At 60.2% G+C, this 26,546-nt stretch carries 27 protein-coding genes; 17 read left to right on the top strand and 10 right to left on the bottom strand.

Annotated features, from left to right (window positions below; all coding sequences use genetic code 11):
* The first annotated feature begins 135 nt into the window (after positions 1–135).
* Positions 136–783 (top strand): glutathione S-transferase family protein, encoded by a 648-nt coding sequence (locus ACZ25R_RS14825; protein WP_472461384.1) that lies wholly within the window; start codon positions 136–138, stop codon positions 781–783.
* A 3-nt stretch (positions 784–786) separates the two neighbouring features.
* Here the strand turns inward: ACZ25R_RS14825 and ACZ25R_RS14830 are convergent, their stop codons facing one another.
* Positions 787–1,629, bottom strand: a complete 843-nt coding sequence (locus ACZ25R_RS14830; RefSeq protein ID WP_472461385.1) for an EamA family transporter — start codon at positions 1,627–1,629, stop codon at positions 787–789.
* Positions 1,630–1,731: 102 nt separating this feature from the next.
* A complete protein-coding gene (locus tag ACZ25R_RS14835) occupies positions 1,732–2,262 on the bottom strand; it encodes an NADPH-dependent FMN reductase (protein WP_346305704.1) in 531 nt (176 codons plus the stop codon).
* Positions 2,263–2,344: 82 nt separating this feature from the next.
* On the opposite strand from ACZ25R_RS14835, the gene ACZ25R_RS14840 reads away from it, so the two are divergent.
* The 4 genes from ACZ25R_RS14840 (at position 2,345) to ACZ25R_RS14855 (ending at position 5,303) form a co-directional block, all read left to right on the top strand.
* Positions 2,345–3,205 carry a 23S rRNA (adenine(2030)-N(6))-methyltransferase RlmJ gene (locus tag ACZ25R_RS14840; RefSeq protein WP_472461386.1) on the top strand — a complete coding sequence of 287 codons (861 nt, stop codon included), beginning with the start codon at positions 2,345–2,347 and terminating at the stop codon, positions 3,203–3,205.
* 60 nt (positions 3,206–3,265) lie between these two features.
* Entirely contained in the window at positions 3,266–3,715 is a 450-nt protein-coding gene (locus ACZ25R_RS14845) for a hypothetical protein (protein WP_223611220.1), read from the top strand.
* A gap of 13 nt (positions 3,716–3,728) precedes the next feature.
* A complete protein-coding gene (locus tag ACZ25R_RS14850) occupies positions 3,729–4,478 on the top strand; it encodes a ribonuclease T2 family protein (RefSeq protein ID WP_472461387.1) in 750 nt (249 codons plus the stop codon).
* 228 nt (positions 4,479–4,706) lie between these two features.
* Complete coding sequence (locus tag ACZ25R_RS14855) at positions 4,707–5,303, top strand: glutathione S-transferase N-terminal domain-containing protein (RefSeq protein WP_403172498.1); 597 nt, start codon at positions 4,707–4,709, stop codon at positions 5,301–5,303.
* Positions 5,304–5,366: 63 nt separating this feature from the next.
* On the opposite strand, the gene ACZ25R_RS14860 is transcribed toward ACZ25R_RS14855, so the two are convergent.
* Positions 5,367–6,008 (bottom strand): outer membrane protein, encoded by a 642-nt coding sequence (locus tag ACZ25R_RS14860; RefSeq protein WP_223611223.1) that lies wholly within the window; start codon positions 6,006–6,008, stop codon positions 5,367–5,369.
* 501 nt (positions 6,009–6,509) lie between these two features.
* On the opposite strand from ACZ25R_RS14860, the gene ACZ25R_RS14865 reads away from it, so the two are divergent.
* From ACZ25R_RS14865 to ACZ25R_RS14890, 6 genes are all read left to right on the top strand, one after another.
* Positions 6,510–7,274: an SDR family oxidoreductase gene (locus ACZ25R_RS14865; protein WP_223611224.1), complete on the top strand. Its 765-nt coding sequence runs from the start codon at positions 6,510–6,512 to the stop codon at positions 7,272–7,274.
* A complete protein-coding gene (uvrC, locus tag ACZ25R_RS14870) occupies positions 7,271–9,379 on the top strand; it encodes an excinuclease ABC subunit UvrC (protein ID WP_472461388.1) in 2,109 nt (702 codons plus the stop codon). Before ACZ25R_RS14865 ends, uvrC begins: the two co-directional genes overlap by 4 nt.
* A 111-nt stretch (positions 9,380–9,490) precedes the next feature.
* Complete coding sequence (gene pgsA / locus ACZ25R_RS14875; RefSeq protein WP_223611225.1) at positions 9,491–10,075, top strand: CDP-diacylglycerol--glycerol-3-phosphate 3-phosphatidyltransferase; 585 nt, start codon at positions 9,491–9,493, stop codon at positions 10,073–10,075.
* 4 nt (positions 10,076–10,079) lie between these two features.
* Positions 10,080–10,337 (top strand): molybdopterin converting factor subunit 1, encoded by a 258-nt coding sequence (gene moaD / locus ACZ25R_RS14880; protein ID WP_346306802.1) that lies wholly within the window; start codon positions 10,080–10,082, stop codon positions 10,335–10,337.
* Positions 10,338–10,341: 4 nt separating this feature from the next.
* Positions 10,342–10,821 (top strand): molybdenum cofactor biosynthesis protein MoaE, encoded by a 480-nt coding sequence (locus tag ACZ25R_RS14885; RefSeq protein WP_472461389.1) that lies wholly within the window; start codon positions 10,342–10,344, stop codon positions 10,819–10,821.
* Positions 10,818–11,249: an META domain-containing protein gene (locus ACZ25R_RS14890; protein ID WP_472461390.1), complete on the top strand. Its 432-nt coding sequence runs from the start codon at positions 10,818–10,820 to the stop codon at positions 11,247–11,249. The genes ACZ25R_RS14885 and ACZ25R_RS14890 overlap by 4 nt, the downstream gene beginning before the upstream one ends.
* A 66-nt stretch (positions 11,250–11,315) precedes the next feature.
* On the opposite strand, the gene ndk is transcribed toward ACZ25R_RS14890, so the two are convergent.
* Together ndk and ACZ25R_RS14900 are read right to left on the bottom strand one after the other, a co-directional pair.
* Entirely contained in the window at positions 11,316–11,738 is a 423-nt protein-coding gene (gene ndk / locus ACZ25R_RS14895; protein WP_077114036.1) for a nucleoside-diphosphate kinase, read from the bottom strand.
* Positions 11,739–11,984: 246 nt separating this feature from the next.
* The gene (locus ACZ25R_RS14900) at positions 11,985–12,677 is read right to left on the bottom strand and encodes a glutathione S-transferase family protein (RefSeq protein WP_472461391.1); all 693 of its coding nucleotides are present in this window, start codon (positions 12,675–12,677) and stop codon (positions 11,985–11,987) included.
* 371 nt (positions 12,678–13,048) lie between these two features.
* On the opposite strand from ACZ25R_RS14900, the gene ACZ25R_RS14905 reads away from it, so the two are divergent.
* Entirely contained in the window at positions 13,049–14,947 is a 1,899-nt protein-coding gene (locus ACZ25R_RS14905; RefSeq protein WP_346307791.1) for an ABC-F family ATP-binding cassette domain-containing protein, read from the top strand.
* Positions 14,948–15,055: 108 nt separating this feature from the next.
* Here ACZ25R_RS14905 and ACZ25R_RS14910 read toward each other — a convergent pair whose 3' ends face one another.
* Positions 15,056–16,483 (bottom strand): MFS transporter, encoded by a 1,428-nt coding sequence (locus tag ACZ25R_RS14910; RefSeq protein WP_472461392.1) that lies wholly within the window; start codon positions 16,481–16,483, stop codon positions 15,056–15,058.
* 118 nt (positions 16,484–16,601) lie between these two features.
* On the opposite strand from ACZ25R_RS14910, the gene ACZ25R_RS14915 reads away from it, so the two are divergent.
* Complete coding sequence (locus tag ACZ25R_RS14915) at positions 16,602–17,237, top strand: helix-turn-helix transcriptional regulator (RefSeq protein ID WP_472461393.1); 636 nt, start codon at positions 16,602–16,604, stop codon at positions 17,235–17,237.
* On the opposite strand, the gene ACZ25R_RS14920 is transcribed toward ACZ25R_RS14915, so the two are convergent.
* The 4 genes from ACZ25R_RS14920 to ACZ25R_RS14935 all read right to left on the bottom strand — a co-directional run bounded on the left by ACZ25R_RS14920 (position 17,216) and on the right by ACZ25R_RS14935 (position 20,515).
* On the bottom strand, positions 17,216–17,761 hold the full coding sequence (locus ACZ25R_RS14920; protein ID WP_223611232.1) for a GNAT family N-acetyltransferase: 546 nt from the start codon (positions 17,759–17,761) through the stop codon (positions 17,216–17,218). The genes ACZ25R_RS14915 and ACZ25R_RS14920 overlap by 22 nt on opposite strands.
* Positions 17,762–17,763: 2 nt before the next feature.
* Positions 17,764–18,354, bottom strand: coding sequence for a hypothetical protein (locus ACZ25R_RS14925; protein ID WP_472461394.1), 591 nt, complete (start codon positions 18,352–18,354; stop codon positions 17,764–17,766).
* Positions 18,355–18,357: 3 nt separating this feature from the next.
* On the bottom strand, positions 18,358–18,807 hold the full coding sequence (locus tag ACZ25R_RS14930; protein WP_472461395.1) for a DNA polymerase III subunit chi: 450 nt from the start codon (positions 18,805–18,807) through the stop codon (positions 18,358–18,360).
* Positions 18,808–19,018: 211 nt separating this feature from the next.
* Positions 19,019–20,515, bottom strand: coding sequence for a leucyl aminopeptidase (locus ACZ25R_RS14935; protein WP_472461396.1), 1,497 nt, complete (start codon positions 20,513–20,515; stop codon positions 19,019–19,021).
* A 269-nt stretch (positions 20,516–20,784) separates the two neighbouring features.
* On the opposite strand from ACZ25R_RS14935, the gene ACZ25R_RS14940 reads away from it, so the two are divergent.
* From ACZ25R_RS14940 to ACZ25R_RS14955, 4 genes are all read left to right on the top strand, one after another.
* On the top strand, positions 20,785–21,996 hold the full coding sequence (locus ACZ25R_RS14940) for an LptF/LptG family permease (protein WP_472461397.1): 1,212 nt from the start codon (positions 20,785–20,787) through the stop codon (positions 21,994–21,996).
* Positions 21,993–23,081 carry an LPS export ABC transporter permease LptG gene (lptG, locus tag ACZ25R_RS14945; protein ID WP_464659817.1) on the top strand — a complete coding sequence of 363 codons (1,089 nt, stop codon included), beginning with the start codon at positions 21,993–21,995 and terminating at the stop codon, positions 23,079–23,081. Before ACZ25R_RS14940 ends, lptG begins: the two co-directional genes overlap by 4 nt.
* A 1-nt stretch (position 23,082) precedes the next feature.
* Entirely contained in the window at positions 23,083–25,428 is a 2,346-nt protein-coding gene (locus tag ACZ25R_RS14950; protein WP_472461398.1) for an LPS-assembly protein LptD, read from the top strand.
* 156 nt (positions 25,429–25,584) lie between these two features.
* Positions 25,585–26,532: a SurA N-terminal domain-containing protein gene (locus ACZ25R_RS14955; protein WP_472461399.1), complete on the top strand. Its 948-nt coding sequence runs from the start codon at positions 25,585–25,587 to the stop codon at positions 26,530–26,532.
* Positions 26,533–26,546: the final 14 nt, after the last annotated feature.

The following is a 26,546-nucleotide window of genomic DNA, read 5'->3' on the forward strand; positions in this document are numbered from 1 at the left end:
CGCCGCCGGAATGGGTTGGATAGCGGCTGCAGACGCAAAATGTCGCGACCGCGCTTGACGCTGGCGAGCGGACTTGATACTTAAGCAATCACTTTAGTATTGAATACTGATCAAACTTTGCATGGGAGGCCCGAAATGTCACTGAAACTGTATTTTCACCCGCTATCGTCGTTCTGCATGAAAGTGCTCACCGCGCTGTACGAGAACGACACGCCCTTCGAGCCCTGCATGGTCGATTTCATGAACGAAGAGGCAAGCGCCGAATTCCGCAAGATGTGGCCGATCCGGCAGTTTCCGGTCTTGCGCGACGAAGCCCGGGGCCAGACCGTTCCTGAATCCAGCATCATCATCGAATACCTCGCCGAGCATTTTCCCGGCAGGACGCCGCTTTTGCCCTCCGAGCAGGAGCCGGCACTGGAAACGCGCTTCTACGACCGCTTCTTCGATCTGCACGTGCATGTGCCGATGCAGAAGGTCGTCACCGACAGGCTGCGTCCCGCGGGCCAGAACGATGCGCTGGGCGTTGACCATGCCAGACAGAAGCTGCGAACCGCTTATGATGTGCTCGAGGATCGTCTCAAAGGCCGGACTTGGGCGGCAGGCAACGCCTATACGATGGCGGACTGCGCCGCTTCCCCCGCGCTGTTCTATGGCGACATGGCCGTGCCGATCGGCGAGGGATATCCCGTGCTGACCGCTTATCGCGATCGCCTGATGAACCGGCCATCCTTTGCCCGCGCCCTGGAAGAGGCAAAACCCTATTTCGACATGGTGCCGAAATAGGCGTCAGGCGAGACGCATCACGGCGGCGCCTGCGGCGATCAGCGCCACGGCGATCAGGCGCTTGGCGCCGACATTCTCCTTGAGAACCAGGGCGGAGATGGCGACCGCAAACAGGATCGACGTTTCGCGCAAGGCGGCAACGGCTGCGACCGGCGCCATGGTCATCGCCCACAGGGCAAGACCGTAGGAGCCGAGCGTGCCGACGCCACCGACCGTGGCCAGCCGCGTCCGCTTGAGGAAATGCGGCCAGAGCTCGCCCTTGCGGGTCACCACGGTCCAGAGAAACAGGGGAATGGCGTTGAGGGTGAAAACCCACATCGTATAGGCCGCCGGTGCGCCGGAATGCCGGACGCCGATGCCGTCGATCAGGGTATAGGTGGCGATGACCAAAGCATTGATCAAAGCAAAGACCGTCGTGGCGCGGTTGGCCCCTGCCCCCCGCCGCGCCTCCAGCGCCAGCACCAGCACGCCGCAGCAGATCAGGGCAATGCCCGACCATTTCTGCGCCGACAGGAACTCGCCGACCAGCGGACCGCTGGCAATGGCGACGAACAGCGGCGCCGTGCCGCGCATGATGGGATAGGCCTGGCTCATGTCGCCGCTGCGGTAGGCCGCCGCGACAAGCGCGAGATAGATGAGCTGGACCACGCCCGATGCCGCCAGAAACGGCCAGCTTTCGCGCGCCGGTACCGGCAGGAACGGCAGGCAGACCATGGCGATCACCCCCGCCGAAGTCACGACCACGACGGTGTTGAGGAATTTATCGCCCTCGGATTTGACGACAGCATTCCAGCTTGCATGCAGAAATGCGGCAAACAGGACAATGAGAACAACCGTTCCGGACATGATCAGACCCCGGCACGCCCGAAATGCGCGTGCTCTCCGCGCTCAATGACACATTTGGGTCATAAGGCAAATTCGATAATCTCATCTTTAAAGTGAGAAGTTCTAAACGGCATTGATGCCGTCGACAAAACTGGCAAGACCGGCGCGCAGCGGCGCACCGAATTCCGCGCTTTTGGCGATGCCGTCCGCGTCCAGCTTCTTGCCCTTGAGCGGCAGGGTGAGCGACGCACTCGTGACCACATGCGCCGACATCGTCATCAGGACTTCCATGAGAAGCGGCGTGATGCGCTCCGAGTGCGGCGAGGTATTGATCAGAAGCACCGGCTTTCCCGGGAATTCGATGCACGACACGAGCCAATCCAGCATGTTCTTGAAGCTGCCGGGAATGCCATGGGCATATTCCGGGCAGGAAATGATCAGACCATCCGCCGCACCGACCTGCTTGCGCAACGCCACAATCTTCTTGGGCGGATTGTCGCCGTCGAGATCGGGATTGAACGGCGGCAACCCCGCCAGCCCCGCATAAAGCGCCACGCTGACACCGGCGGGCACCAATTGACTGCAGGCCTCCAGCACCGACTTGTTCATGGAAACGGCGCGCAGGCTGCCGGACATGGCGAGAAGTTTTGTCATCGGAAGACCTTCGGGAATCAATTTGACAATCAGCATAGCGAGATGCTTGCGATAGCACCAACATCGTGAAACAAGCAGGGCCATGAACTACCGTCACGCCTATCACGCCGGCAATTTCGCCGATGTCGTCAAACACATTATCCTGACGCGGATTGTGCTCTATATGCAGCGCAAGGACCATGGCTTTCGCGTCATCGATACCCATGCGGGTATCGGCCGCTACGATCTCAAGGGAACGGAAGCGGGCAAGACAGGCGAATGGCAGAGCGGCATCGGCCGCCTGCTCGAGGCCAAGCTGGATACGGATGTCGCCGGTCTCATCCAGCCCTATCTGGACATTGTCCGCGCCGAAAATCCCGATGGTGCCATCCGCCACTATCCCGGTTCACCGCTGATCGTGCGGCACCTGCTGCGCAAGCAGGACCGGCTGTCGGCACTCGAACTGCATCCGGACGATGCCCGGCTCCTTGCCGAGCTGTTCGAAGGCGACGTGCAGGTACGCGTGACACAGCTGGACGGCTGGCTGGCGCTGGGCGCTCACCTGCCGCCCAAGGAAAAGCGCGGCCTCATCCTTGTCGACCCGCCGTTTGAAATCGGCGGCGAATTCGACCGTCTGGCGGAGGGGCTGGTCAAGGCGCACCGGCGTTTTGCCGGGGGCACCTATGCTTTCTGGTACCCGGTCAAGGACCGGCAGGAAGTGAAGCGTTTCGCCTCCCTCCTGCACGATACCGGCATTGCCAAAATCCTGCGCGCGGAGCTGATGATTCGAGCGCCCTCGCCGGAACCGCGGCTCGATGGCACCGGCATGATCATCGTCAATCCGCCTTTCACGCTGGAGGGCGAGCTGCGCAGCGTTTTCCCGGCGTTGTCAAAAGTCCTCAGTGACGGGCAGAATGCCGGTTTCACCGTCGATTGGATCCGCGGCGAGCAAGTTGGTGCTTGACCGCGCGCACCGGCTGTCCGACATTGGTCGCAAATCGATACCTCATGGAGAGTGACCCCTATGGCACGCGTTTCCACCCTTCTCGCCACGACCCTTGGCGCTGCACTGGCAATTTCGTCCGCCGTTCCGGCGTTTTCCGCCGATTACCTGCAACGCGCGCCCAGCCAGACCTATGACGATACCTGCGGCAAATCCGGCGTCCTCAATCGCATCGTCAACCGGTTCTCCTATCAGGTGCATCACGTGCCGGGCCTGCAGCAGGTGGCGATCCAGGATTTCAGCGACGTTCATCAGCAGCGCTATGAGCCGAGCCGCAATCCGGAAATGTCCGCCGTCCCGCGCTATTATTGCCAGGCGACCGCCCATCTCTCCGACGGCAGACAGCGTCCGGTCTGGTACGTGGTCGAGGAAGGCTTGGGTTACGCTTCCATCGGCAACAATGTCGAGTTCTGCGTGGCCGGGTTCGACCGCTGGAACGTTTACAATGGCAGCTGCCGCAGCCTGAAATGATCCGTGACCGCTGATGCAGATCGGCAGCCTGGCGCGCTATGCCCTGTTTGCAGCGCTTCTCGGCGTGTCGGTACTGACCTATCTGCGTGAGCAGCAGCCGCGGGAAAGTCTTGTTCCGCAACAGACCCCCGAGGTGATTGCCGCGGGCGAACGCCAGACAACCGGCGCGCCCGCCGCACCCGTACCGGCGGGCACCGGTTTTGATTTCTACGTTCTCGCATTGTCCTGGTCGCCCAGCTATTGCGCCGCCGAGGGCTCGAATGCCAACCGGCAGCAATGCTCGACCGGGCGCCCCTACGGCTTCGTCGTGCACGGGCTCTGGCCGCAATATGAACAGGGCTATCCGCAGGACTGCACCACCGACGAGCCGCGCGACGTGCCGTTCAGCCAGGCCAGGCAGCTCTCCGACATCATGCCGTCCGCCGGGCTCGTCACCTATGAATGGCGCAAGCACGGCACCTGCACCGGATTGACGCAGAAAGATTATTTTTCCGTGATGCGGCAGGCGGTATCGCGTGTTGCCATCCCGTCCGCCTACAGCCAGCCCACCCAGCGGGCGCCCGTCAATCCGCAGCTTGTCGAACAGGCCTTTGTCGCGGCCAATCCGGGAATGACGCGGGATGCGGTCTCCGTCACCTGCGACAGCACATACCTGCGTGAGGTGCGCGTCTGCCTGACCAAGGACCTGCAGTTCCGCAGCTGCCCGGAGGTTGACCGCTCCTCCTGCCGCCGGCGTTCCGTCGACATGCCGGGAACGCGGTAGAACATCCATTCCCGCACTGCATGATTATCGTGCGTGGTTCGACAAGCTCACCATGAGGGAGAGTGAGGATTGCAGGGAGCTTTATTCTGCAGCGTCTAAGATAAGCTTTGCAGCCCGCCCAGTCCCCTCATGGTGAGCTTGTCGAACCACGCACAATTTTGACCGCTTTGCGAAAACCCGCCGGGCGTTTACCGTTCGCCATCGAATCGTCAACCGAGGAGCGTCATCGTGACGAAAGTTCTGTATTCCCCCGCCTCGCCTTACAGCACCAAGGTGCGCATGGTCGCCCATTACGCCGGCATTCCGATTGAAAGTGTCCTCGTGGACACCAATACGGCCCCGGCCGAACTGATCAACGCCAATCCACTCGGCAAGATTCCGACACTCATTCTCGACGACGGCAAGGCGCTCTACGACAGCCGCGTCATCACCCAGTATTTCAACCGCGTGTCGGGCAACAAGATTTTCCCGCGCAATGCCGAAAAGCGGCTGGAGGCGGAACAGCTGGAATCCGTTGCGGACGGCCTGTGCGATGTCCTGCTTGCCCATGTCTATGAACGGCGTTTCCATCCGGAAGAGAAAATCCATCAGCCGTGGCTCGACTGGCAGTGGGCCAAAGCGATCCGCGTGCTCGACTATCTCAATGCGGCGCCGCCGCGCCTCGGCAAGAAGCTGCATGGCGGCCATATCGCGCTGGCCGCCGCCCTCGCCTATGCGACCCTGCGGTTCGAAGGCAAATGGGAAAAGGGCCGTTCGAAACTCAAGCGCTGGCAGAAGCGGTTCGAAGAACTGCATCCCGAGCTTGCGGCGCTTCTGCCGAAGTAAATCCGGGACAACAAAAAAGCCGGGCAGTTTCCTGCCCGGCTTTTTCTGGAGGTCAAGTCCAGATTAGAACTTGTAGCCAACACCAACGCGAACTTCGTTCGTGGTGATCTTGTTCGATACGCTGTCGATGCCGCCCAGATCATAGTCCTTCTTGCCAAAGTCGGTGTAGCGATATTCAACGCGACCAACGATGTTCTGGGTGATCTTGGCTTCTGCACCGGCACCGGCAGTCCAGCCGACGTGGGTCTTGCTTTCGCTGCCGAGAGGACCAGACAGCTTGCTGTCGGTAATGGCAACACCGCCTGTACCGTAGAGCAGGACCGGATCAAGAGCGATACCGGCACGGGCACGGATAGAACCTTCTACGCCCTGCTTGGCCTTGTAGCCGAAGTTGTTTTCCTTGGCACCGGAGTAGCCGATGTCGCCTTCAGCACCGTATACGAACTGGCCGTTCTGCAGGTTGTAGCCGCCGTAAGCGCCACCCTTCAGGCCGTCGGCATCGAGCTTGCCAACACTGGTCTTGTTCTTGTTCCAGCCATAACCGCCGTAAACACCGAGATATGCACCGGACCAATCGGCCTGGGGCGCCTGGTACGCAGCTTCAGGCGCAGGAGCCTGTTCGGTGATGACGTCAGCAGCGAGAACTGGGGCGGAGAGCGTCAGCACAGCCGCCGAAGCGAGGATCATTGTCTTAAGAGTGCGCATGGCAATCTCCTTTTTTTAAACTCTTCTACACGGAGCGGGCACTTGGTCGGGGGGATAAACCAAAACTTGCGTCCGCTGAACGAGAGGAACATTCGCTTCTCATTGTGGCGGCACTCGCGCCAGACTGTGAAAAGAAACTGTCGAGAAAATGGCAGAAATGCGATGTGTTCATTATGCAACATTTTGAATTAGCCAATGATTTCAACGATGTAAAAATAGTACGACAAAATAGATTTTACGAAATATTTGAGAAAATTTTATTGAAAAGTCCGCAATCCGCCGTTTTCAATATAGTATACTTAACCGATACTTAAACTCTGCCTTATGCTTGCATTTCTCGGCCAATTTTCGTGGCTATACGCACCTTCATCTGGCAAAAATGCCATGAAAGAAGCAAATGACTGGAATTTCTCATTTGTCAGTGCAGATGCCGCCAAACCCTCGCGCTTTGCCGATATCCTCCCTATATTCGAGCATGAATCGCAGGACTGGGAGAGCCATTTGCACAGAGATAAGACCGTTGCCCTTGTCACAGGCGGCGCAAGGCGCGTTGGTAAGGCGATTGTAGAGAATCTTGCCGCCAACGGTTTTGCTGTGGCTATTCATTGCAATCATTCGCTCGAAGAAGGCCAGGCCCTGCTGCGTGCAGTAGAGGCGGCCGGAGGCACCGCGGCGGTGGTCCAGGCGGATCTGACCGACGGCGATGCGGTTCGCGGCCTGATCGGCAGCGCCGAGGATGCGCTCGGTCCGGTGGAAATTCTTGTCAACAATGCATCGATCTTTCATGATGACGGGTTCGGCAATTTCGACGACCACGTCTGGGACAGGCATTTCGCCGTGCATGTGAAGGCCCCGGTCCTGCTGGCGGATGCGATGAAATCGGCGCTTCCCGACGGGGAGAACGGCCTCATTGTCAATATTATCGACCAGCGCGTGTGGCGGCTCACGCCGAAATTCACCTCCTACACCCTGTCGAAGGCCGCATTGTGGGCCGCGACCCAGACCATGGCGCAGGCGCTGGCCCCGCATATCCGGGTCAATGCCATCGGTCCGGGGCCGACCATGCAGGGCGAACGTCAGGAGAGAATCGATTTTGAACAACAAGTTGACGGCCTGCTGTTGAAACACGGGCCCGATCTGGCAGAATTCGGCAACACGATCCGCTATCTCTGGCAGACGCGCTCCATCACCGGGCAAATGATTGCCCTGGATGGCGGGCAGCATCTGGCGTGGGAGACGCCGGATGTCACGGGAATGGCAGAATGACCAACGCACGCAATCATCCGGCTATCGATCCGGCCCCGCCGCTTTCCCCCGACGGGAACGCGGAGGATACCGATGTGATGCTGGATGATGACGGTCCGCTCGCCGAGGAAAACAGCGAGCCGATCCGCGATGTCGCCGCACTGATCAATGCGATCGAATGGGATTCCAGCGTCGAAAGCGACGGAACCAGCGGTGCCGATGTTATTGGCGAACTGGTCAAGCGGCTGCCTAACAAGCCCGGCGTCTACCGCATGTTCAACGGCGACGGCGATGTGCTCTATGTGGGCAAGGCCCGCAACCTGAAGAAGCGCGTTTCCAACTATGCGCGCGGTCAGGGTCACAACAACCGTATCGCCCGCATGATCCGCGAAACCATGAAAATGGAATTCGTCGTCACCCGTACCGAGACCGAAGCGCTGCTGCTGGAAGCGAATCTCATCAAGCGCTTGCGCCCGCGCTTTAATGTTCTGATGCGGGACGACAAGTCGTTTCCCTATATCCTGCTGACGGCGCCCAAGCAGACCGACCGGCGGCTGGCACCGGGCATTTTCAAGCATCGCGGTGCCCGCTCCTCGAAGGGCGATTATTTCGGCCCCTTTGCCTCGGCGGGTGCTGTCGGGCGCACGATCAACGCGCTGCAACGCGCCTTCCTGCTGCGCACCTGCACCGATTCGTTCTACGAAAACCGCACGCGTCCGTGCCTGCTCTACCAGATCAAGCGCTGCTCCGGTCCCTGCACCGGTGAAATCAGCGAAGCGGATTATGACGAGCTGGTCACCGAGACCAAGGCGTTTCTGTCCGGCAAGAGCCAGGCGGTGAAAACCCATCTGTCCGATGCCATGCGCGAAGCCTCCGCCGAACTCGATTTCGAGCGCGCGGCGGTCTATCGCGACCGCCTGTCTGCTCTCTCCCACGTCCAGTCGCATTCCGGCATCAACCCGCAATCGGTTGAAGAGGCCGATGTCTTTGCCATCTACCAGGACGGCGGCACCACCTGCATTCAGGTGTTCTTCTTCCGCACGGGCCAGAACTGGGGCAACCGCGCCTATTATCCCAAGGCCGACTCGTCGCTGTCGAGCGCCGAGGTGCTCGGGGCCTTTCTGGCGCAGTTCTACGACGACAAGCCCTGCCCCTCGCTGATCATGCTGTCGGAAACGGTCGAGGATCAGGAGCTGCTCGGTGTCGCCCTGACGGCGAAATCCGACCGCAAGGTGACGATCACCGTGCCGCAGCGCGGCGAGAAGAAGGATCTTGTCGAACACGCGCTCAGCAATGCCCGCGAGGCGCTTGGCCGCCAGCTGGCCGAAACCTCGTCGCAGTCGCGCCTGCTCAAGGGTGTCGCGGAAACCTTCGGTCTGGAAAAACCACCGCGCCGCATCGAGGTCTACGACAACTCCCACATCATGGGTACCAATGCCATCGGCGGCATGATCGTCGCGGGCCCGGAGGGTTTTGTCAAAAACCAGTACCGCAAGTTCAACATCCGCTCGACCGAGATCACGCCGGGCGACGATTTCGGCATGATGCGCGAAGTGATCGAGCGCCGGTTCAGCCGCCTCGTCAAGGAACATGGCACGCCGGAAAACAAGGACATGCCGGATGCACCGGCGGATGAGGAGATCGACGAGTTCGACGAGGAGTCCGATGCCTTCCCTGCATGGCCTGATATCATCCTGATCGACGGCGGACAGGGCCAGATGAGTGCGGTGCGCGGCATTCTGCAGGAGATGGGGATTGCCGACAAGGTGACGGCCATCGGCGTTGCCAAGGGCGTGGACCGCGATGCCGGGCGCGAGCGGTTTTTCATGGAGGGCAAGCAGTCCTTCACCCTGCCGCCGCGCGATCCTGTCCTCTATTTCCTGCAGCGGCTGCGCGACGAGGCGCACCGTTTTGCCATCGGCACGCACCGCGCCAAGCGCAAGAAGGAAATGGTCAAGAATCCGCTGGATGAGATCGCCGGGATCGGCCCTTCACGCAAACGTGCACTGCTTCATCAGTTTGGCACGGCTAAAGCTGTATCGCAGGCCGCTGTCGAGGATCTGATGAAGGTGGACGGGATATCGGAAGCAATGGCCATCACCATTCGCGATCATTTTCGCACCTAGTTTGGTTTACTTATTGAAATCGGGACACAATTGCGCCCGACTCCGGAATGATGAGCTTGACGTTTGGCGGACAAGCCCGTTTGATCGGCACTGATTTGATTGGTTGGAAATATGCCCAAGAACAACGCCTACTCCTTGCCGAACCTGTTGACCTATGGGCGCATTCTCGCGGTGCCGCTGGTCGTGCTGTGCTTTTTCCTTGAAGGCAGCCTGCAATCCAGCGATGCGGCGCGCTGGGGCGCGCTGGCGATTTTCGCCATTGCCAGCATCACCGACTTCTTCGACGGCTATCTCGCGCGCATCTGGAAACAGACCTCGACGATCGGCCGCATGCTCGATCCGATAGCCGACAAACTGCTGGTATCGGCCTGCCTTTTGCTGCTGGCGGCGGACGGAACCATTGCCGGCTGGACGCTGTGGGCAGCGATCATCATCCTGTGCCGCGAAATTCTCGTTTCGGGCCTGCGCGAATATCTGGCGGAACTGAAGGTCAGCGTGCCGGTGAGCCAGCTGGCGAAATGGAAGACGACGATCCAGATGTTTGCCGTGGCCATCCTTCTGGCGGGACCCGCCGGTGACAAGATCGTGCCGCATACGACGCAGTTCGGCATCGCCCTGCTGTGGGTGGCGGCCCTCGTGACACTCTATACCGGCTGGGACTATTTCCGTGCCGGCCTCAAACATGTGGTAGATTAGAGCCATGGCAGTGAAGCTTGTATATTTCGCGTGGGTGCGCGAACGCATCGGCAAGGGCGAGGAGATCATCGATCTCGCGCCCTCCATCGTGACCGTCGGCGATCTCCTGAGCCATCTCAAAACCCGCGGCGAGGAATATGAGGCGGCGCTGGAATATCAGGACGTCATCCGCGTGGCCATCAACCAGGAACATGTCGACCACAAGACGCCGATTGGCGGCGCGCATGAGATTGCCCTGTTCCCGCCCATGACCGGCGGCTGAAGCCATGTCCGGCGCGATCAGACCGCGCGTCGCCATCCAGAGCGACGATTTCGATACGGCCGCTGAAATTGCCCGCCTGACATCGGGACGCCATGACATTGGCGCCGTCGTCACCTTCAGCGGGCTGTGCCGGGATAAAGCCGGGACGCTCCAGGCGCTGGAAATCGAGCATTACCCCGAAATGGCCGCCCGCGAGATCACCCGTATTGCCGGCGAAGCGCTCGGCCGCTGGCCGCTGACGGGGCTTACGGTCATCCACCGCTATGGCATGATCCGGCCGGGCGAGAACATCGTGCTGGTCGTGGCTGCCTCCGCCCATCGCCGCGCCGCCTTTGACGCTGCCGCCTTCCTGATGGATTATCTGAAGAATGCCGCACCCTTCTGGAAGAAGGAACACCTTGCCAGCGGTGCGGCGAGCGGCTGGGTCGAGGCCAAATCGACCGATGCGGCGGCGCTTACGCGCTGGCAGGAGATTGAGAAATGAGACGGCTTGCCATTCTGTCACTCTTCATCGGCTTCGCCGGCGTGATCGCGCTGTTCGGCCTGTCGTTCAAGGCACACAGCGAAAGCCGCGTGCCGGTCATTACCGATGTGTCCTGGCTGGCGGAAGACATCAATGGCGGCGGCGTCATCGACTTCGCCCAGACAACCCTCACGATCGGCCGTGACGGTGCGGTGAGCGGTTCCGGCGGCTGCAACCGCTTCATGAGCAAGGCTGTGGTCAAAGGCCGCAAGCTCACATTCAAGCCGGCGGCGGCAACGCGCAAGCTCTGCCCGCCTGCCCTGATGGATCAGGAACACAAGTTCTTTACGGCGCTGGAACGCACCCGTTCCTTTTCGGTCGTCGGCGGCAAACTCATCTTGCGCGATGTATCCCGCAAAACCATTGCGCAGCTGGCGCGGCAGGACTGAATTCACAGCCCTTTAAAACAAAAAAGCCGGGAAAATCCCGGCTTCTTGCTGTCTGATCTGAAACAATCAGCCGACGACTTCCGTACCGGAGAACCAGTAGGCGATTTCTTCTGCGGCTGTTTCAGGCGCATCGGAACCGTGAACGGAGTTTTCGCCGATCGACAGGGCGAATGTCTTGCGGATGGTGCCTTCGTCGGCATTGGCCGGGTTGGTGGCGCCCATGACTTCACGGTTGCGCGCAATGGCGTTTTCGCCTTCCAGAACCTGGACGATGGTCGGTGCGGAGGACATGAATTCAACGAGTTCGCCGAAGAAAGGACGTTCCTTGTGAACGGCGTAGAAGCCTTCGGCTTCGCGGCGGCTCATCCAGACGCGCTTGGAAGCAACAACACGAAGACCAGCCTCTTCCAGCTTCTGTGTGATGGCACCGGTCAGGTTGCGGCGCGTCGCGTCGGGCTTGATCATCGAGAAAGTGCGTTCAATCGCCATGGAATAAAACCTTGTCGTTAGGGGAATTGGATGGCGGCTCTATAGCGTCAGGCAGCCCCTTTGCCAAGGGGCTGTGCCGAGAAACAGGCAATGGCATGGTGCGTGGTTCGACAAGCTCACCATGAGGGCGGTGGTTTGACTGCAATGCCAATCTGATAGGTTGCAGAATATATCCCCTGCAATCCTCAATCTCCCTCATGGTGAGCCTGTCGAACCACGCACAACCCTGCTGCCCAAATTGCAGACCTATGCAGCAGCACTGATCTCGCGGGCAATGCCGCCATGCAGATCGAGGCAGCGCTCGAACCACGCGTGCACCGGATCCTTCTCGTCCAGCAGCTTGAACGGCGTCAGCACCCGCACCCACTGGAACGCCCCGAACACGATGTAATCGCTGAACAGCGGGCCCTCGCCGCCGATGAACGGCTGCGACAGCAGCATCTTGCGCAGGGGCTCAAGGCTCTTGGTGAAGGCGTCGTGCCTGGCGTCACGTTCGGCAGCCACCGCCTCCAGCGGACGGCCGAAGATTTTCTCGCGGCTTTCGCGGAAATAGGCCTGGTTCGGCGCATCGAGAATATCGTGCACCGGCATGAGGATGACGAGATTCAGATAGGGATGCAGCGTCATCTGCGACCAGCCCTCGACGAAGCGGGCCATGGCCCGGCCACCCTCGCCCTTGAACAGCGATGGCCGGTCGGGATAGGTGTCTTCCAGATACAGGGCGATCTCGAAGGAATCCGCCACCCGCGTATCGCCATCGCGGATGATGGGCACCTTTGGCGAGAACGCGCCTTCGAGCTCCGGAATACCCTTGAACGACACGCGATTGCGGTTGAACGGCAGGCCCTTGTGGGCCAGCGACATCACGGTTTTCCAGCAATGCGGGCTGAATGGCCTGTTCAGATCCGTACCGACGAGTTCGTGCAGAATGATTCCCATGGAAAGGCGCCTCTGTTTGGATATTATGGCAGCAAGACTGACGCATTTCGGCGGAAAGTCAATTTGCTGCAACAGCATTTTCGCATGCGCGCCGCCTATAATCCGCGATGAATTGCATAACCAGCGTGCGTGGTTCGACAAGCTCACCATGAGGGACTTGGGCAGATTGCAGGGAACCAGTTCTGCGACGTATCAGATTGGCCTTGCACCAAACCACCTCCCTCATGGTGAGCTTGTCGAACCACGCACCTCCTGACAAGCGTGCCCAATCGGACACAGATATCGCCTAACCCGACTTTCCCGCGCAATCGGGCGATATCTGCAGCATGCACGGCTTGCGAAAAGCGCATTTCCCGTGCAAAAGCGCGGCCATGCTTATTCTCAACGACATATCCGTGCGTATGGCCGGACGCCTGCTGATCGATCACGCCAACCTCAACCTGCCGTCGGGCACGAAGGCTGGACTGGTCGGGCGCAATGGCGCGGGCAAATCCACCCTGTTCAAGGTGATCACCGGCGAGATGCCGGCGGAAACCGGCGATTTCTTCCTGCCCAAGAACATCCGCATCGGCCAGGTGGCGCAGGAAGCGCCGGGAACGGAAGATTCCCTGCTTGAGATCGTGCTGGCCGCCGACCAGGAGCGCACCGCCCTTCTCGCGGAAGCCGAAACCGCCACGGACCCGCACCGCATCGCCGAGATCCACATCCGTCTGGTCGATATCGACGCGCATTCGGCCGAAGCGCGCGCCGGTGCGATCCTCTCCGGCCTCGGCTTCGATTCCGAAGCGCAGAAGCGCCCGGCCTCGTCCTTCTCCGGCGGCTGGCGCATGCGCGTGGCGCTGGCGGCCGTGCTCTTCGCCGAGCCGGACCTGCTGCTGCTGGACGAGCCGACCAACTATCTCGATCTGGAAGGCACGCTGTGGCTGGAGGATTATGTCCGCCGCTATCCGCACACGGTCATCCTGATCAGCCATGACCGCGACCTTCTCAACTCGGCCGTCAATTCGATCATCCATCTCGACCAGACCAAGCTGACGCTGTGGCAGGGCAATTACGACCAGTTCGAACGGCTGCGCAGCGAAGCGCTGGAGCTGCAGCAGAAGCAGCGCACCAAGCAGGAAGCGCACCGCAAGCACATGGAGGCCTTCGTCGAGCGTTTCCGCGCCAAGGCGTCCAAGGCCAAGCAGGCGCAGTCCCGCCTGAAGGCGCTGCAGAAGCTGAAGCCGATTTCGTCGGTGATCGAAGACCATGTGGCGCCGTTCCATTTTCCCGAACCGGAAAAGGTGGTGGCATCGCCGATCATCGCCGTTGAAAGCGGTGAAGTCGGCTACACGCCGGGCAAGCCGGTGCTCAAGCATCTCAACCTGCGTATCGATGCGGACGACCGTATTGCGCTGCTGGGTTCGAACGGTAACGGCAAGTCGACACTGGCCAAGCTGATCAGCGGACGTCTCGCACTGCAGAGCGGCCGGATGACGGTGGCGCCGAACCTGAAGATTTCCTTCTTTGCCCAGCACCAGCTCGACGATCTGGTGCCCGAGGACAATGCCATCGAGCATGTGCGCAAGCTGATGCCCGATGCGCCGGAATCCAAGGTGCGCGCCCGCGTCTCGCAGATGGGTCTGGCCACGGTGAAGATGAACACGGCGGCAAAGGACCTTTCCGGCGGTGAAAAGGCGCGTCTTTTGATGGGGCTTGCGACCTTCCAGGGTCCGAACCTGCTCATCCTGGACGAGCCGACCAACCATCTGGATATCGACAGCCGCGAAGCGCTGATGCATGCGCTCAATGATTTCGACGGTGCCGTGATCCTGATTGCGCACGACAGGCACTTGATCGAAGCCACGATGGACCGGCTCTGGCTGGTGCGTGACGGCGCGGTTGCGCCCTATGACGGCGATCTCGACGCCTACCGTTCGTTGGTTCTGGCCGATGCCAAGGCCGAGCGCTCCGGCAACAGCAAGATCAACGCCGATGACGGACAGAAGCTGACCAAGGCCGAGCAGCGCAAGCTGTCGGCGCAGAAGCGCGAAGCGCTGAAGCCGCTGCAGAAGAAGATCCAGGAAGCCGATGCCATGGTGCAGCGCTTCCAAAAGAAGATCGAGACCCTGCAGGACCAGCTGGCCGATCCGGTCATCTACAGCCGCGAGCCCGCAAAGGCGACGCAGATCGGCAAGGAAATCGGTTACGCCAAATCCTCGCTCGCCCGGGCGGAAGAGGAATGGCTGACGCTGTCGACCGAATATGAAGAGGCGATGGCTGATCTGTAGAAATCGCAAGAGAGGGGATTTGCAGGTCGAAATCCTCCCCTCTCCTGGATTTTCCGGATCGACCGGAACTGTCGCCCGCCCCTCGTCAGGGCGGGCTTTTTCGTGCCGCTACGGCAGATCGGCGGCGAACACCGTCTTCCTGCGCAGCGGCAGGGCGAAACCGGCGATCATGGCGGCAAGGCCGATCATCGTCGAGACGGCAAAGATGATCATCGTCGCGCCGCGCAAGGCTTCGGGGCTTGTTGCCTGGGGATAGCTGGCGGCATTGGCGACCAGACCGGCCACCGCAGCCCCGATGGCGTAACCGGCGGATTGCAGCGTCGGCAGGAGGGCGGAAGCCCGGTCGCGCTCGCCGTCACGCGCCGATTCCATCACGCTCTGGCTCAAAAAGCCCCAGCTGACCCCGAACCCCGCGCCGATGCTCATCTGGCCGATCAGAACGACAACGGGCAGATCGGCGGAGAAACCGAGCACGAGAACCGCAAGTCCCGTCACCAGCAGCACCGGTCCGAGCCGGATCATCCGCGACCGGCGGCGCGGGTCCTGCACATTGGCCACCAGAATGGCGATGGTGCTCCAGGCGACGGCAAAGCTGGCGCTGAACGCACCGGCCATGGTCGGGCCATAACCCCAGAGATTCTGCAGGGTCATGACGAGATAGACCGAGGTGGAGGCCTGGGCGACGGGCATCAGCAGCACGATCCACAGGCCAATGCCGACCGTCGACGTCAGGGCAAAGGCGTCGGACGGGAACAGCGGCGTGCGGCTGCGGCGGTCAACCGCAACGACGGCAATGAGAACGGCCGCAGCGCCGGCGACACACAGGACTTCCAGCGTCAGGGTCTGCATGATGCCGGCAAGCGCCACCAGCATGATGCCGCCGCCAATCGCCCCCAGCCGCAGGAAAGGCACGGACAGCGGTGCGGCTTCGGCCGCCGAACGCGGTACGATGCGGAACACCAGCGCGATGAAGATCAGCGCCATGGGTACATTGACGAGGAAAGCGGCGCGCCAGGATACGGTTTCCGTCAAAAGCCCGGCAACCAGCGGACCACCGAAGGCGGCGATGGCCCAGACGACGGCTTCGGCGCCAAACACTTTTGCCACCAGACGCGATGGGAACAGGTCGGGAATGAGCGCATAGCAGATGGCGGCGATCACGCCCTCGCCCAGCCCCTGCAGGGCGCGGCCGACTAGCACTTCCGTCATCGACGAGGCCAAGGCGGCAATCAGCGTGCCCGCGAGAAAGACGATGGCGGCCCCGACCAGTGCCCGGCGCGGGCCGAGCCTGCCCTTCAGCAGCGCGCCGCTGGCACCGCCGACAATGGACAGGACGAGATAGAGCGTGAAGGCCCAGGAAATCAGCTTCAGCCCGCCGATCTCGCGCACCGCCGTCGGCAGGGAGGTGGAAACGAGAAAGCCGTTGAAGGCAAACAGCGCCACGCCGAGGCAAAGCGTCGTGGTCGCGGCGGAAAACTGCGGGGTCAGCAGCTCGGACCAGCGGGCATCGCTGGCTGTATCGTCGGGGTCATGCATGGCGTCACCTCAATTAAATAAGTTTTATGTTTTTATATTCCGCTTAATAAAATAAGCAATCGCCTTTTAAAAAGAATTTTGTTACATTGCCGACATGCAGGATCGAACGACAAATCGCATGCTCTATTCCCTGAAAGTCGCCGGCGCGCAGACCGCCGCGTCCCTGGCGGATCGCCTCGGCATTACCTCCGTCGCGGTGCGGCAGATGCTTGGGCGGCTGCATGAGGATGGCCTCGTCGCCTTTGAAGACAGCCGCGAGACCGTCGGCCGCCCGAAACGCTTCTGGCACCTGACCGAGGAAGGCAACGGGCAGTTTCCCGACAACCATGCGGCGCTGACGGCCGATATACTGGCGTCCGTGTCAGCCGTGTTCGGCGATGCGGGGCTCGACAAGCTGATCGCGCACCGCGAAGCCGCCACGCTCGACCACTATCGCACGGAACTCGCCGACGCGGGCTCCCTCGAGCAACGGGTGCAGCGTCTGGCGGACATACGCTCCGCCGAAGGGTACATGGCGCAAACCACCCGCGATGCGGCGGGTGCGCTGGTTCTGGTGGAAAACCACTGCCCGATCTGCGTGGCCGCCAGGGCATGCCAGAAACTGTGCCGGTCGGAGCTCGATGTATTTCAGGCGGCGCTCGGTCCCGATGTCGAGATCAGGCGCTTCGAGCATATATTGAAGGGCGCCCGGCGCTGCGCCTACCGGATCACGGAAAGGCCGGGGGACAGCCCTCAGCTGGCAATGAAGCTGTAGAGCATCGGGCTCATATAGCCTTTCCCGACGCGCCAATAATCGCGCATCGGCCCGCCCTCGCATTGAAAGCCGAGCCGTTTGGCCAGCCGGATCGAAGCGGTGTTGTCGGGATGGATGATCGCCGTGATGCGATGCGCCTTCAGATGGGCCACGCAATAGTCCATCAGGGTCTTGACCGCCTCGCTCATCAGTCCCTGCCCGTGCCACTCGCGGCGCAGGATGTAGCCGATTTCAAGCCGGTGATTGCTGACCTCGCGGTGATGGTAGTTCACCATGCCGATGCACTCGTCCGTGGTCCTGTCGGCCACCGCCCAGGCCATCGAATCGTAGGGGGATGTGGTCTTTGCCAGGATGCGCAGGCAACGCCGCGTTTCCTCCATCGTCGTGCAGGCGGTAAAGCCCCAATACTGCGTCAGCGTTTCGTTCGCGAGGCAGGCGTGCAGTCCGGCTTCATCGCGGCTTTCGAACGGACGCAGGCGCAGGCGCGGCGTCAGCAGTGTCGGGCAGGCATTGCTCGGCGACACGATCATCGTCCCCATTTGGGCGCTGGCGGCGTGCTGTTGGGGTTGGCCTTGCGGCGTCCCAGGCGGATCAGGCCGAAAATGCTGACGGCGATCATGGTCAGGCCAGCCGGAACGAAGCGCTTGTCGATGCTCACCGCCCCTTTGCGCAGGACGATATCCACCTGCGCCACGTCGAGGCCATCGGCATCGCCGGGTCCGATCCTGAACGTATAATCGCCCGATACCACGGGATCGATATCGCCGATCCGGTCGCGATAGAAACGCGGCCCCTGCGGCGATCCCCGGTTGGCGGCCTGCGCATTGACATAGGAAAGCGTCTTGACCAGCACGTCCCGGCCGTCCCGCGATACGACCGAGGTCAGCGCGGTGCGCCCTTCGGCCGGAATGAAACTGCGCAGCGGCTGCATGTCGGCAAAGATCCGCACCGGGCCATCGCTGGCCTTCAACGAAACCGTCACGGGCTTGTACGGGCCGGGCCGGTCAAACACGCGCCACGACCCCAGCTCGCTGCCGGAAAAATTATAGGCGTACCAGGGATAGCCAATTCCAAGTGCCACACCGGCGAGCAGGAGCAACAGCAGCAGCTTGCGCATCTCTCAGGCCTTCTTTTCCCAGCGGCCCTCGGCATTCTGCTGCCAATAGGTCAGCGTGTGCCCCCCGGCCTTCAACTGCTTCCACTGCTCTCGCGCCTGTTCAAGCTGTATCTGGTCGTGCCCGTCGAACATCAGCACGAGCCGTTCATAGGCTTCCACATGCGCCGGAACCGCGCCATCCACCAGAAAGCGCACGGTGGCCCCGTTCGGATTGTCCTCGCCCGTGGTCAGTATCACCGGCTGCTCCTCCGGGTGCGGCTCCTGATCCGTGGCATGGGCCAGAAACGACGCATCCGACCAGGTCCACAGATGATTGTCGAGACTGTCGCGCCGCTCCTGCGATCCGGTCTGGATGACCACCTTCCACTGGCGGCTCAGCGAGCGCTCGACCAGACCCGGAAGCGCGTTTTCCAGTGTCGATTCAGTCAGGTGGTAGAAGAGGATTTCGGTCATTGTCTCTCTTGGCTCAAAAACGCGCCAGTGTCACTTCGTTCAAGCAGTCCTTGACCGATTCGTCAAAGATTGGGTGGTGCGTGGTTCGACAAGCTCACCATGAGGAATGTGATTTGGTTGCAATGCCAATCGCGAACGTCGCGGAATAAGGCTCCCTGCAATCCACTCCCTCCCTCATGGTGAGCTTGTCGAACCACGCACCACAGTCTCGTCAGCCTTCGAAATTGTCCTGGACCAGCCGGTCAAGCAGGCGGACGCCGAAACCGGACGCCCACGACTGGTTGTACTCGCTGGCCGGTGTGCCCATGGCGGTACCGGCGATATCCAGATGCGCCCAGGCCGTATCCCCGACAAACCGCTTCAAAAACTGCGCTGCGATGATGGCGCCGCCAAAGCGGGTGCCGATGTTCTTCATGTCAGCGTTCTTGGTATCGATCAGCTTGTCATATTCCGCGCCGAGCGGCATGCGCCACACTTTCTCGCCGGTCGACTGCCCCGCATCGAACAGCTGCGCCGCCAGCGTGTCGTCATTGGAGAACAGCCCCGCATGCGACTGGCCGAGCGCAACCATGATCGCACCGGTCAGCGTGGCGAGGTTGACCATGAATTTCGGCTGGAAACGCTCGTTGCAATAGTAAAGCGCATCCGCCAGCACCAGCCGGCCTTCCGCGTCGGTGTTGAGCACCTCGATGGTCTGGCCCGACATGGAGGTGACGATGTCGCCGGGACGCTGGGCGTTGCCGTCGACCATGTTTTCAACGAGACCGACGATGCCGACCACATTGACCTTGGCCTTGCGGCTTGCCAGCGTGTGCAGGAGGCCGGTGACGGCGGCCGCACCGCCCATGTCGCCCTTCATCTCGTCCATGCCGGCGGCCGGCTTGATCGAGACACCGCCGGAATCGAACACCACCCCCTTGCCGACGAAGGCGATGGGCGCTTCCTTGCCCTTGCCGCCCTGCCATTCCATGATCGCAAGCCGTGCCGGGCGCACCGACCCTTGGGCGACACCGAGCAGCGAGCCCATGCCCAGCTTCTTCATATCCTTGGGGTCGAGAATCTCGACCTTCACATCGAGCTTCTTCAACTCCTCGATACGTTCGGCAAATTCAACCGGTCCGAGAATATTGGCGGGTTCATTGACGAGGTCGCGCGCCAGGATAACGCCTTCCGCCACGGCTTCGGCATTGGCAAAGGCCTTCTTTGCCGCCTGCGGATCGGCCACGAGAAGGGTGATCTTGGCCGAGGACTTGTCGTCCCGGCTCTCGTCATCCCGGCCCTTCTTCGTCTTGTACTTGTCGAACGTATAGGCGCGCAGCAGGATGCCGAGCGCGAAATCCGCGGCATTTTCACCCGACACGTCCGTATCCGGCAACGCCAGAACCACGGAAACATGCTTGGCCTTGCCGATCTTCGAGAAGGCGGAACCGCCCAGTTTCAGCCAGTCATCGGCTTTCAGCTTGGCCGGATCGCCGGCGCCGACCAGGACCAGGCGGTCAAGCTCGGTGCCGCCAGGTGCAAGCGTGCTCAGGCTCGCTGCAAGTTTTCCCTTGAAATCCGAGACATCGATGATACGCGACAGCAACGCCTGCCCGACGACAGATTCGGCTTCCTGCGCGGCCTTGCCTTCGGCTGCCAGAAGCAAAATTGCGGTTCCGTTTTCGACGGCAGCAAACTTTGCAAAACTGATGGATGGTCGTTTGGACATGATATCTCCAGATTGAACAAATTGTGACTTCCTAATTCATCAAAGTTGATGAATGAAGTGGGTAACGATAGGTATCGGGCGCTAACACCTTGTTAACCAGCTTTCTTCGCCTATTTTTAGCCAAGCCTGACTAGATTGAACATATAACGGGTTCGTCCCATAGTGCGGCAAAATAATGCCATGGATTGCATGGCATACATGAAATGGTCGTTCATCCGTGAGCGGCAAGTCGACAAACAAGGTGGCGGAACTCTTTTGCGAAACATGACATGCGCCTGATTGAGTATTACATCTTGCGACGCATCGTCGTCATGTTTCTGGCAGTCCTCCTGTCAGCAGTCGGCATTACGTGGATCGTCCAGGTCCTCGGCCGCATCAACTTCCTGACCACCAGCGGCCAGAGCTTCTTCTACATCCTGAAGTTCAGCTCCAACCTGCTTCCCGCCGCTTTTCCCGTCGTCATGCCGTTCGCGCTGGTCATTGCCGTGACGCAGACGCTGTCGACGATGAACCAGGATTCGGAACTCGTCGTCATCAACGCCTCGGGCGCGCCGCGCTCCACGGTCATCCGGCCTGTCCTGCTCTTTGCCGTCGTCGTCGCCGGTCTTTCATTCGTCATCGCCAATTTCATCGCCCCGTATTCGCAGATGAGCATGCGGCAGATGCTGGCCGACGCCCGCTCCGACGTGATCAATCTCGTCGTGCAGCAGGGCTCGTTCCAGCGGCTGGACAAGGATCTCTATCTGCAGATTGAAAGCCGCGATGCCAACGGCGCCATCAAGGGCCTGTTCGTGTCCGATTCGCGCGATCCGGTGACCGACCTCCTCTACTATTCGAAGGACGGCCTCGTCGTCGACAAGGGCAACCAGAGCCTCTTGGTCATGAAGGACGGCGAAATCGACCGCCGCGACGTGAAGACCGGCGATGTGTCGATCATCAAGTTCAACACCTATGCTCTTGATCTTGCTGAATTTTTGCCATCGGACGACAAGGACGTCACCATCTTCCCGAAAGATCGTCCGCTGAACTATCTGATGAACCCGGATCCGAACGATACGGTCTACCAGCAGAAACCGCTGCGCTACACCTCGGAGCTGGCCAAACGGCTGACCGACTGGATGTATCCCATCGTTTTCGCCTTCATTTCGCTGGCCGCCGCCGCGGATTCGCGTTCGCACCGCGAGGCGCGCATTTCAGCCTCCTTCACGGCGATCACGTTGAGCCTGATCGTCTTCTGGATCAGCTATTCCAGCGGGCAGGCTTCGGAAAAGAATGAAAACGTCATTCCCTTCCTCTTTGTTTTCCCGATTCTTGTTACCCTGTCGGCCATCTATGCATTGGCGACGAATCGTCAGATCGGCATGCCGGCAAAGCTGGCCGACTTCTTCAAGAACGGGTTTTCGTCACCACAGGCGGCCCTTGCAGGTGTCAGGACAAAGCTGCTAAATCCCCGCTCCGGACGTGGAGCGCGTGACGAATGATAGGCTGGACACTCGGACGTTACTTCTTTCTCCGCTACGTGACGATCACCTGCTATTTCCTCATGGGAAGTTTTGCGCTCGCCCTCATCCTCGATTTCACCGAGCTGTCGAGCAAGCTGGCCGCCCTGCCGGAATATTCCTCCATTCAGGCATTCGGCCTGTCCGTGATGCGCATTCCCTACATCATGCAGCAGGTGTTTCCGTTCATTGCGCTGTTTTCGGCGATGACCACGCTGATCTCGCTGAACCGGAAGTACGAGCTTGTCGTGGCTCGCTCCGTCGGTGTCTCGGCCTGGCAGTTTCTCCTGCCCGCCTGCACCGGTGCGTTTTTGTTCGGCCTTCTCGCCGTCCTGATCGTCAATCCGCTCGCCGCCTATGGCTTTGAGAAAAGCGAGGCCGTGCAGGCGGCCTGGCGCAGCGGAAAAACCAACGATACAACCGATGCTCGCGTGCCGTGGCTGCGCCAGAAAACCGATGAAGGCGAGACCATCATCGGTGCCAAGGATGTCGTCAACCGCGGGTTGCGTTTGGTCGATGCTTCCTTCATCCGGCTGGATAAGAACAAGGACATTATCGAGCGTCTCGACGCAAAAACCGCTGACCTGGAAGACGGTTACTGGCAGTTGACGGACGTGACGAAATTCGTGCTGGGCGAGACACCTGTTTCACCGGGCGATGTCCGCATCGCAACGCATCTTCGGCCTGAATTCGTTGAAGAAAGTCTGGCCCGGCCCGAGACAATTCCTTTTTTTGAGCTGCGTAACAAAATTGCCGCAGCTCGCTCTTTTGGCTATCCAGCCAATGCTTTTGACATGCATTTCCAGTCTTTGCTGGCTTTGCCTGCCCTTTTAATGGCGATGACCCTAATCGCCGCGACGGTTTCGCTGAAATTTGTTCGCTTTGGCCAATCTGGAACGATGATTCTGGGTGGCGTCCTCGCGGGCTTCGTGCTTTATGTCGTCACAGTTGTGGTCAAGGCATTCGGAAATGCGGGATTCGTTCCGCCTTTCGTTGCCGCTTGGACTCCGGTCCTGATCGCAACTTTTTTTGGGGTCTCCTTTCTGCTGCACAAGGAGGATGGTTAGAGTGGGATTGAATGTAACGCGCTCGGTGTTGCCGACGTGGCTCGCACGGCTTATGTGCGGGACGGCCGTGCTATGCCTTGCAGGCGGGATTTCGTTCCCGGCCTTGGCCCAGACAAAAGATGCCCTCGCAGGTAATTTCAAGACGAATCCGAATGCGCAGATGCTGCTGGAATCGGATGAACTCGTCTATGATATCAATGCCAAGACGATTTCGGCCGTCGGCGGCGTGAAGATCGAATATGACGGCAACCGCCTCGTTGCCCGTCAGGTTACCTATGACCAGAAGACCGGCCGCCTGAAGGCCGTCGGCAAGGTCGAGATCGTCGAAAAGGACGGCAACCGCATCTATGCGGAAAATCTCGATGTCACCGATGACTTCAAGGAAGGTTTCGTCAACACGCTGCGCGTCGAGGCTGCTGATAACACGCGCTTCGCGGCGGAAAGCGCCGAGCGCATCGGCGGCGAAATCACCAAGTTCAACAACGGTATTTATACCGCCTGCGAACCCTGCCGCGACAAGCCAGGCAAGGCCCCGCTCTGGCAGGTGCGCGCCCAGAGGATCGTCTGGAACGGCAAGAACAAGACCATCCGGTTCGAGCGCGGACGCTTCGAGCTGTTCGGCATGCCCCTGGCCTTCCTGCCGGCGTTTGAAATCGCCGATCCGACCGTGAAGCGCAAAAGCGGCTTCCTGATGCCGAGCTACAAATACGAGACGAATCTCGGCTATGGCGTCAGTGTTCCCTACTTCTGGGCGCTCGCCCCCAATTATGACCTGACGCTGACCGGCACCGGCTATACGAAGCAGGGTTTCCTGGCGGACGCTGAATGGCGCCATCGCCTGGAAAACGGCGAGTACAGCATCCGTGTCGCCGGCATCAGCCAGCAGAAGCCCGGTGAATTCGCCACGACCGATGAGGTCGACCGGGACAATACCGGCCGCGGCATGATCGGTTCGAAGGGCTCGCTTCGCATCAACCCGCGCTGGACCCTCGGCTGGGATGCAATGGTGCAGTCGGATAAGGCCTTTGCCTATCGCTATGGCCTCGAAGGCTATGCGGACTACAACAAGACCGACCAGATCTACCTGACCGGCCTGCATGACCGGAACTATTTTGACGTGCGGCTCTACAAGTTTCACGTTCAGGAAGGGTGGACCAATTCCAATCCTGCTTCATCTGAACAGAAGCAGCCCTGGGTTCTGCCAAGTCTCGACTATGCCTATATCCCCACCCAGCCTCTTGCCGGCGGCGAGTTGAACTTCAACTTGAACGTGCAGGCGCTGTATCGCGACAAGGTAGATGCCAATGCGGGATACACAGGTCTGCCGCGCTCCGGCTATCTCGCCGGTATCAAGGGCAATGATGGCCGTATCACCGGCGAGGTCGAGTGGAAGCGTACATTCATTACCGATAGCGGCCTTGTCCTGACGCCCATTCTCGCCCTGCGCGGCGATGGCATGTATGTCGACTCGAGTTCTCCTGGCGTCACCCGCGACCAGGCTTTCCGCGGCATGGCAACCGCCGGGCTCGAAGCCAAATACCCGATCCTCTTCACGGCAGCCAATTCAACCCATGTGCTTGAACCGACGGCACAGCTCTTTGTCCGCAACAACGAGCCCTATGCCGGCCAGATGCCGAACGAAGATGCGCAAAGCTTTGTCTTCGATGCCTCAAGCCTGTTCGAACGGGACAAGTTCTCCGGTTACGACCGCGTCGAGGGCGGCACACGCGCCAATCTGGGTATTCGTTATTCCGGTACGTTCAACAACGGCCTGTCGCTCAACGGTATTGCCGGCCAATCGTTCCAGCTGGGCGGCGTGAATTCCTTTGCATCGCAGGATTTTGTCAATGCGGGCGCGGAATCGGGACTGGAAACAGCACGTTCCGACTATGTTGCGATGCTCGGCGCCAACTACGGCGCCTACACGCTGACGACGGGCGGCCGCTTCGACAAGGATACGTTCGAGGTTCATCGTGCCGAAGTCGCAGCGACGGGCGCCGGCAAGTACGGCTCGGTTTTCGGGAAATACGCATTCATCGGCGCTCAGCCCACCTATGGCTTCACCGAGGACAGGCAGGAAGTCACCCTTGGCGGCACAGCCAAGCTGACACCGAACTGGCGTCTTCTCGGCTCGGGCACCTACGATATCGTGCATGACACACTGGTGAAGCGCACGGCAGCCATTGCCTATGACGATGAGTGCTTCACCTACCAGATGTACTATACGCAGCAGCGGCCCATCACCGGCACTGGTACAGCCGGCGAAACGACAACAACATACGGGTTCCAGATCTCCTTCCGCACGCTGTGGGAATTCGGCAAGCCTGTCGATATTGGCGGCATTTGATTATTTCTTTTCAACTGGCCGCCCTTGCGGCCAGTCATGCTTTTGCCTTAGTAAAACGGCAATAAGAACGGAAATGAATCTCACAGGAATGGATTTTGCCGGTCATTTTTGTCAAAATGGTCAAAAGAGATCCATAATGATCGGATAATGTGGAACATGATGGTGAGGAAGCACATTCTTGCGGCGGCGATTGTTACCGCTTTGGGCTCGGGCCTGGCGGCGGGCATTTCGCTGCCTGCGCAAGCGAGCGACGTCAAGGTAATTGTCAATGGAATGCCGATTACCGATTATGACATTGCCCGGCGCGCGGCCTTTCTGAAGCTGCAGCACAAGAAGGGCAACCTGCCGCAGATGGCGCGGGAGGAACTCACCGACGACATGCTGAAACGCCAGGAAATGCGGCGGCTGAACATCGTCGTTTCCGATACCGAAGTGAATCAGGCTTTCGAGCGCTTTGCCACCAACAACAAGATGACCCTTGCCCAGCTCACCGGCGTCCTCGACAAGGCCGGCGTGACTGCCGACCATTTCAAGGAATATATCCGCCTGCAGATGGGCTGGGGCCGTGCCCTCAGCACCCGCAACCGGTCGCAGGGCGGCAGCCGCGTGTCCGAGCAGGATGCCGTGCAGCGCATGCTGAAGGATGGCGGCAAGAAGCCCGTCTCGACCGAATTCACATTGCAGCAGGTCATTTTCGTTGTTCCGGCCGCCGATCGCGCCAACATCGCCAAGCGCCGCAACGAGGCCAACGCGCTGCGCGCCAAGTTCAACGGCTGTGACTCAACGCGCGATATGGCCAAGGGCATACTGGACGTGACCGTCCGCGATCTCGGCCGTTTCGTCGAACAGGAACTGCCGCCGGAATGGTCGAAACAGGTCACCGCCACTTCGCCCGGACACGCGACCACCACACTCGACACCGACAAGGGCGTCGAATTCCTCGGTGTCTGCGCAACGCGCCAGCTTTCCGATGACCGCGTCGCCCGCCTTGTTTTCTCGCAGGAAGCGGCAGCGGCCAACCAGAAACCCGATGCCACGGCGGAAGCGGTCAACAAGCAATATCTCGATGATCTGCGGAAAAAGGCATCCATCGTCAATCGATGATGGTATTGCCTTCC

This window comes from Phyllobacterium sp. RCAM01083 (genome assembly GCF_055685835.1).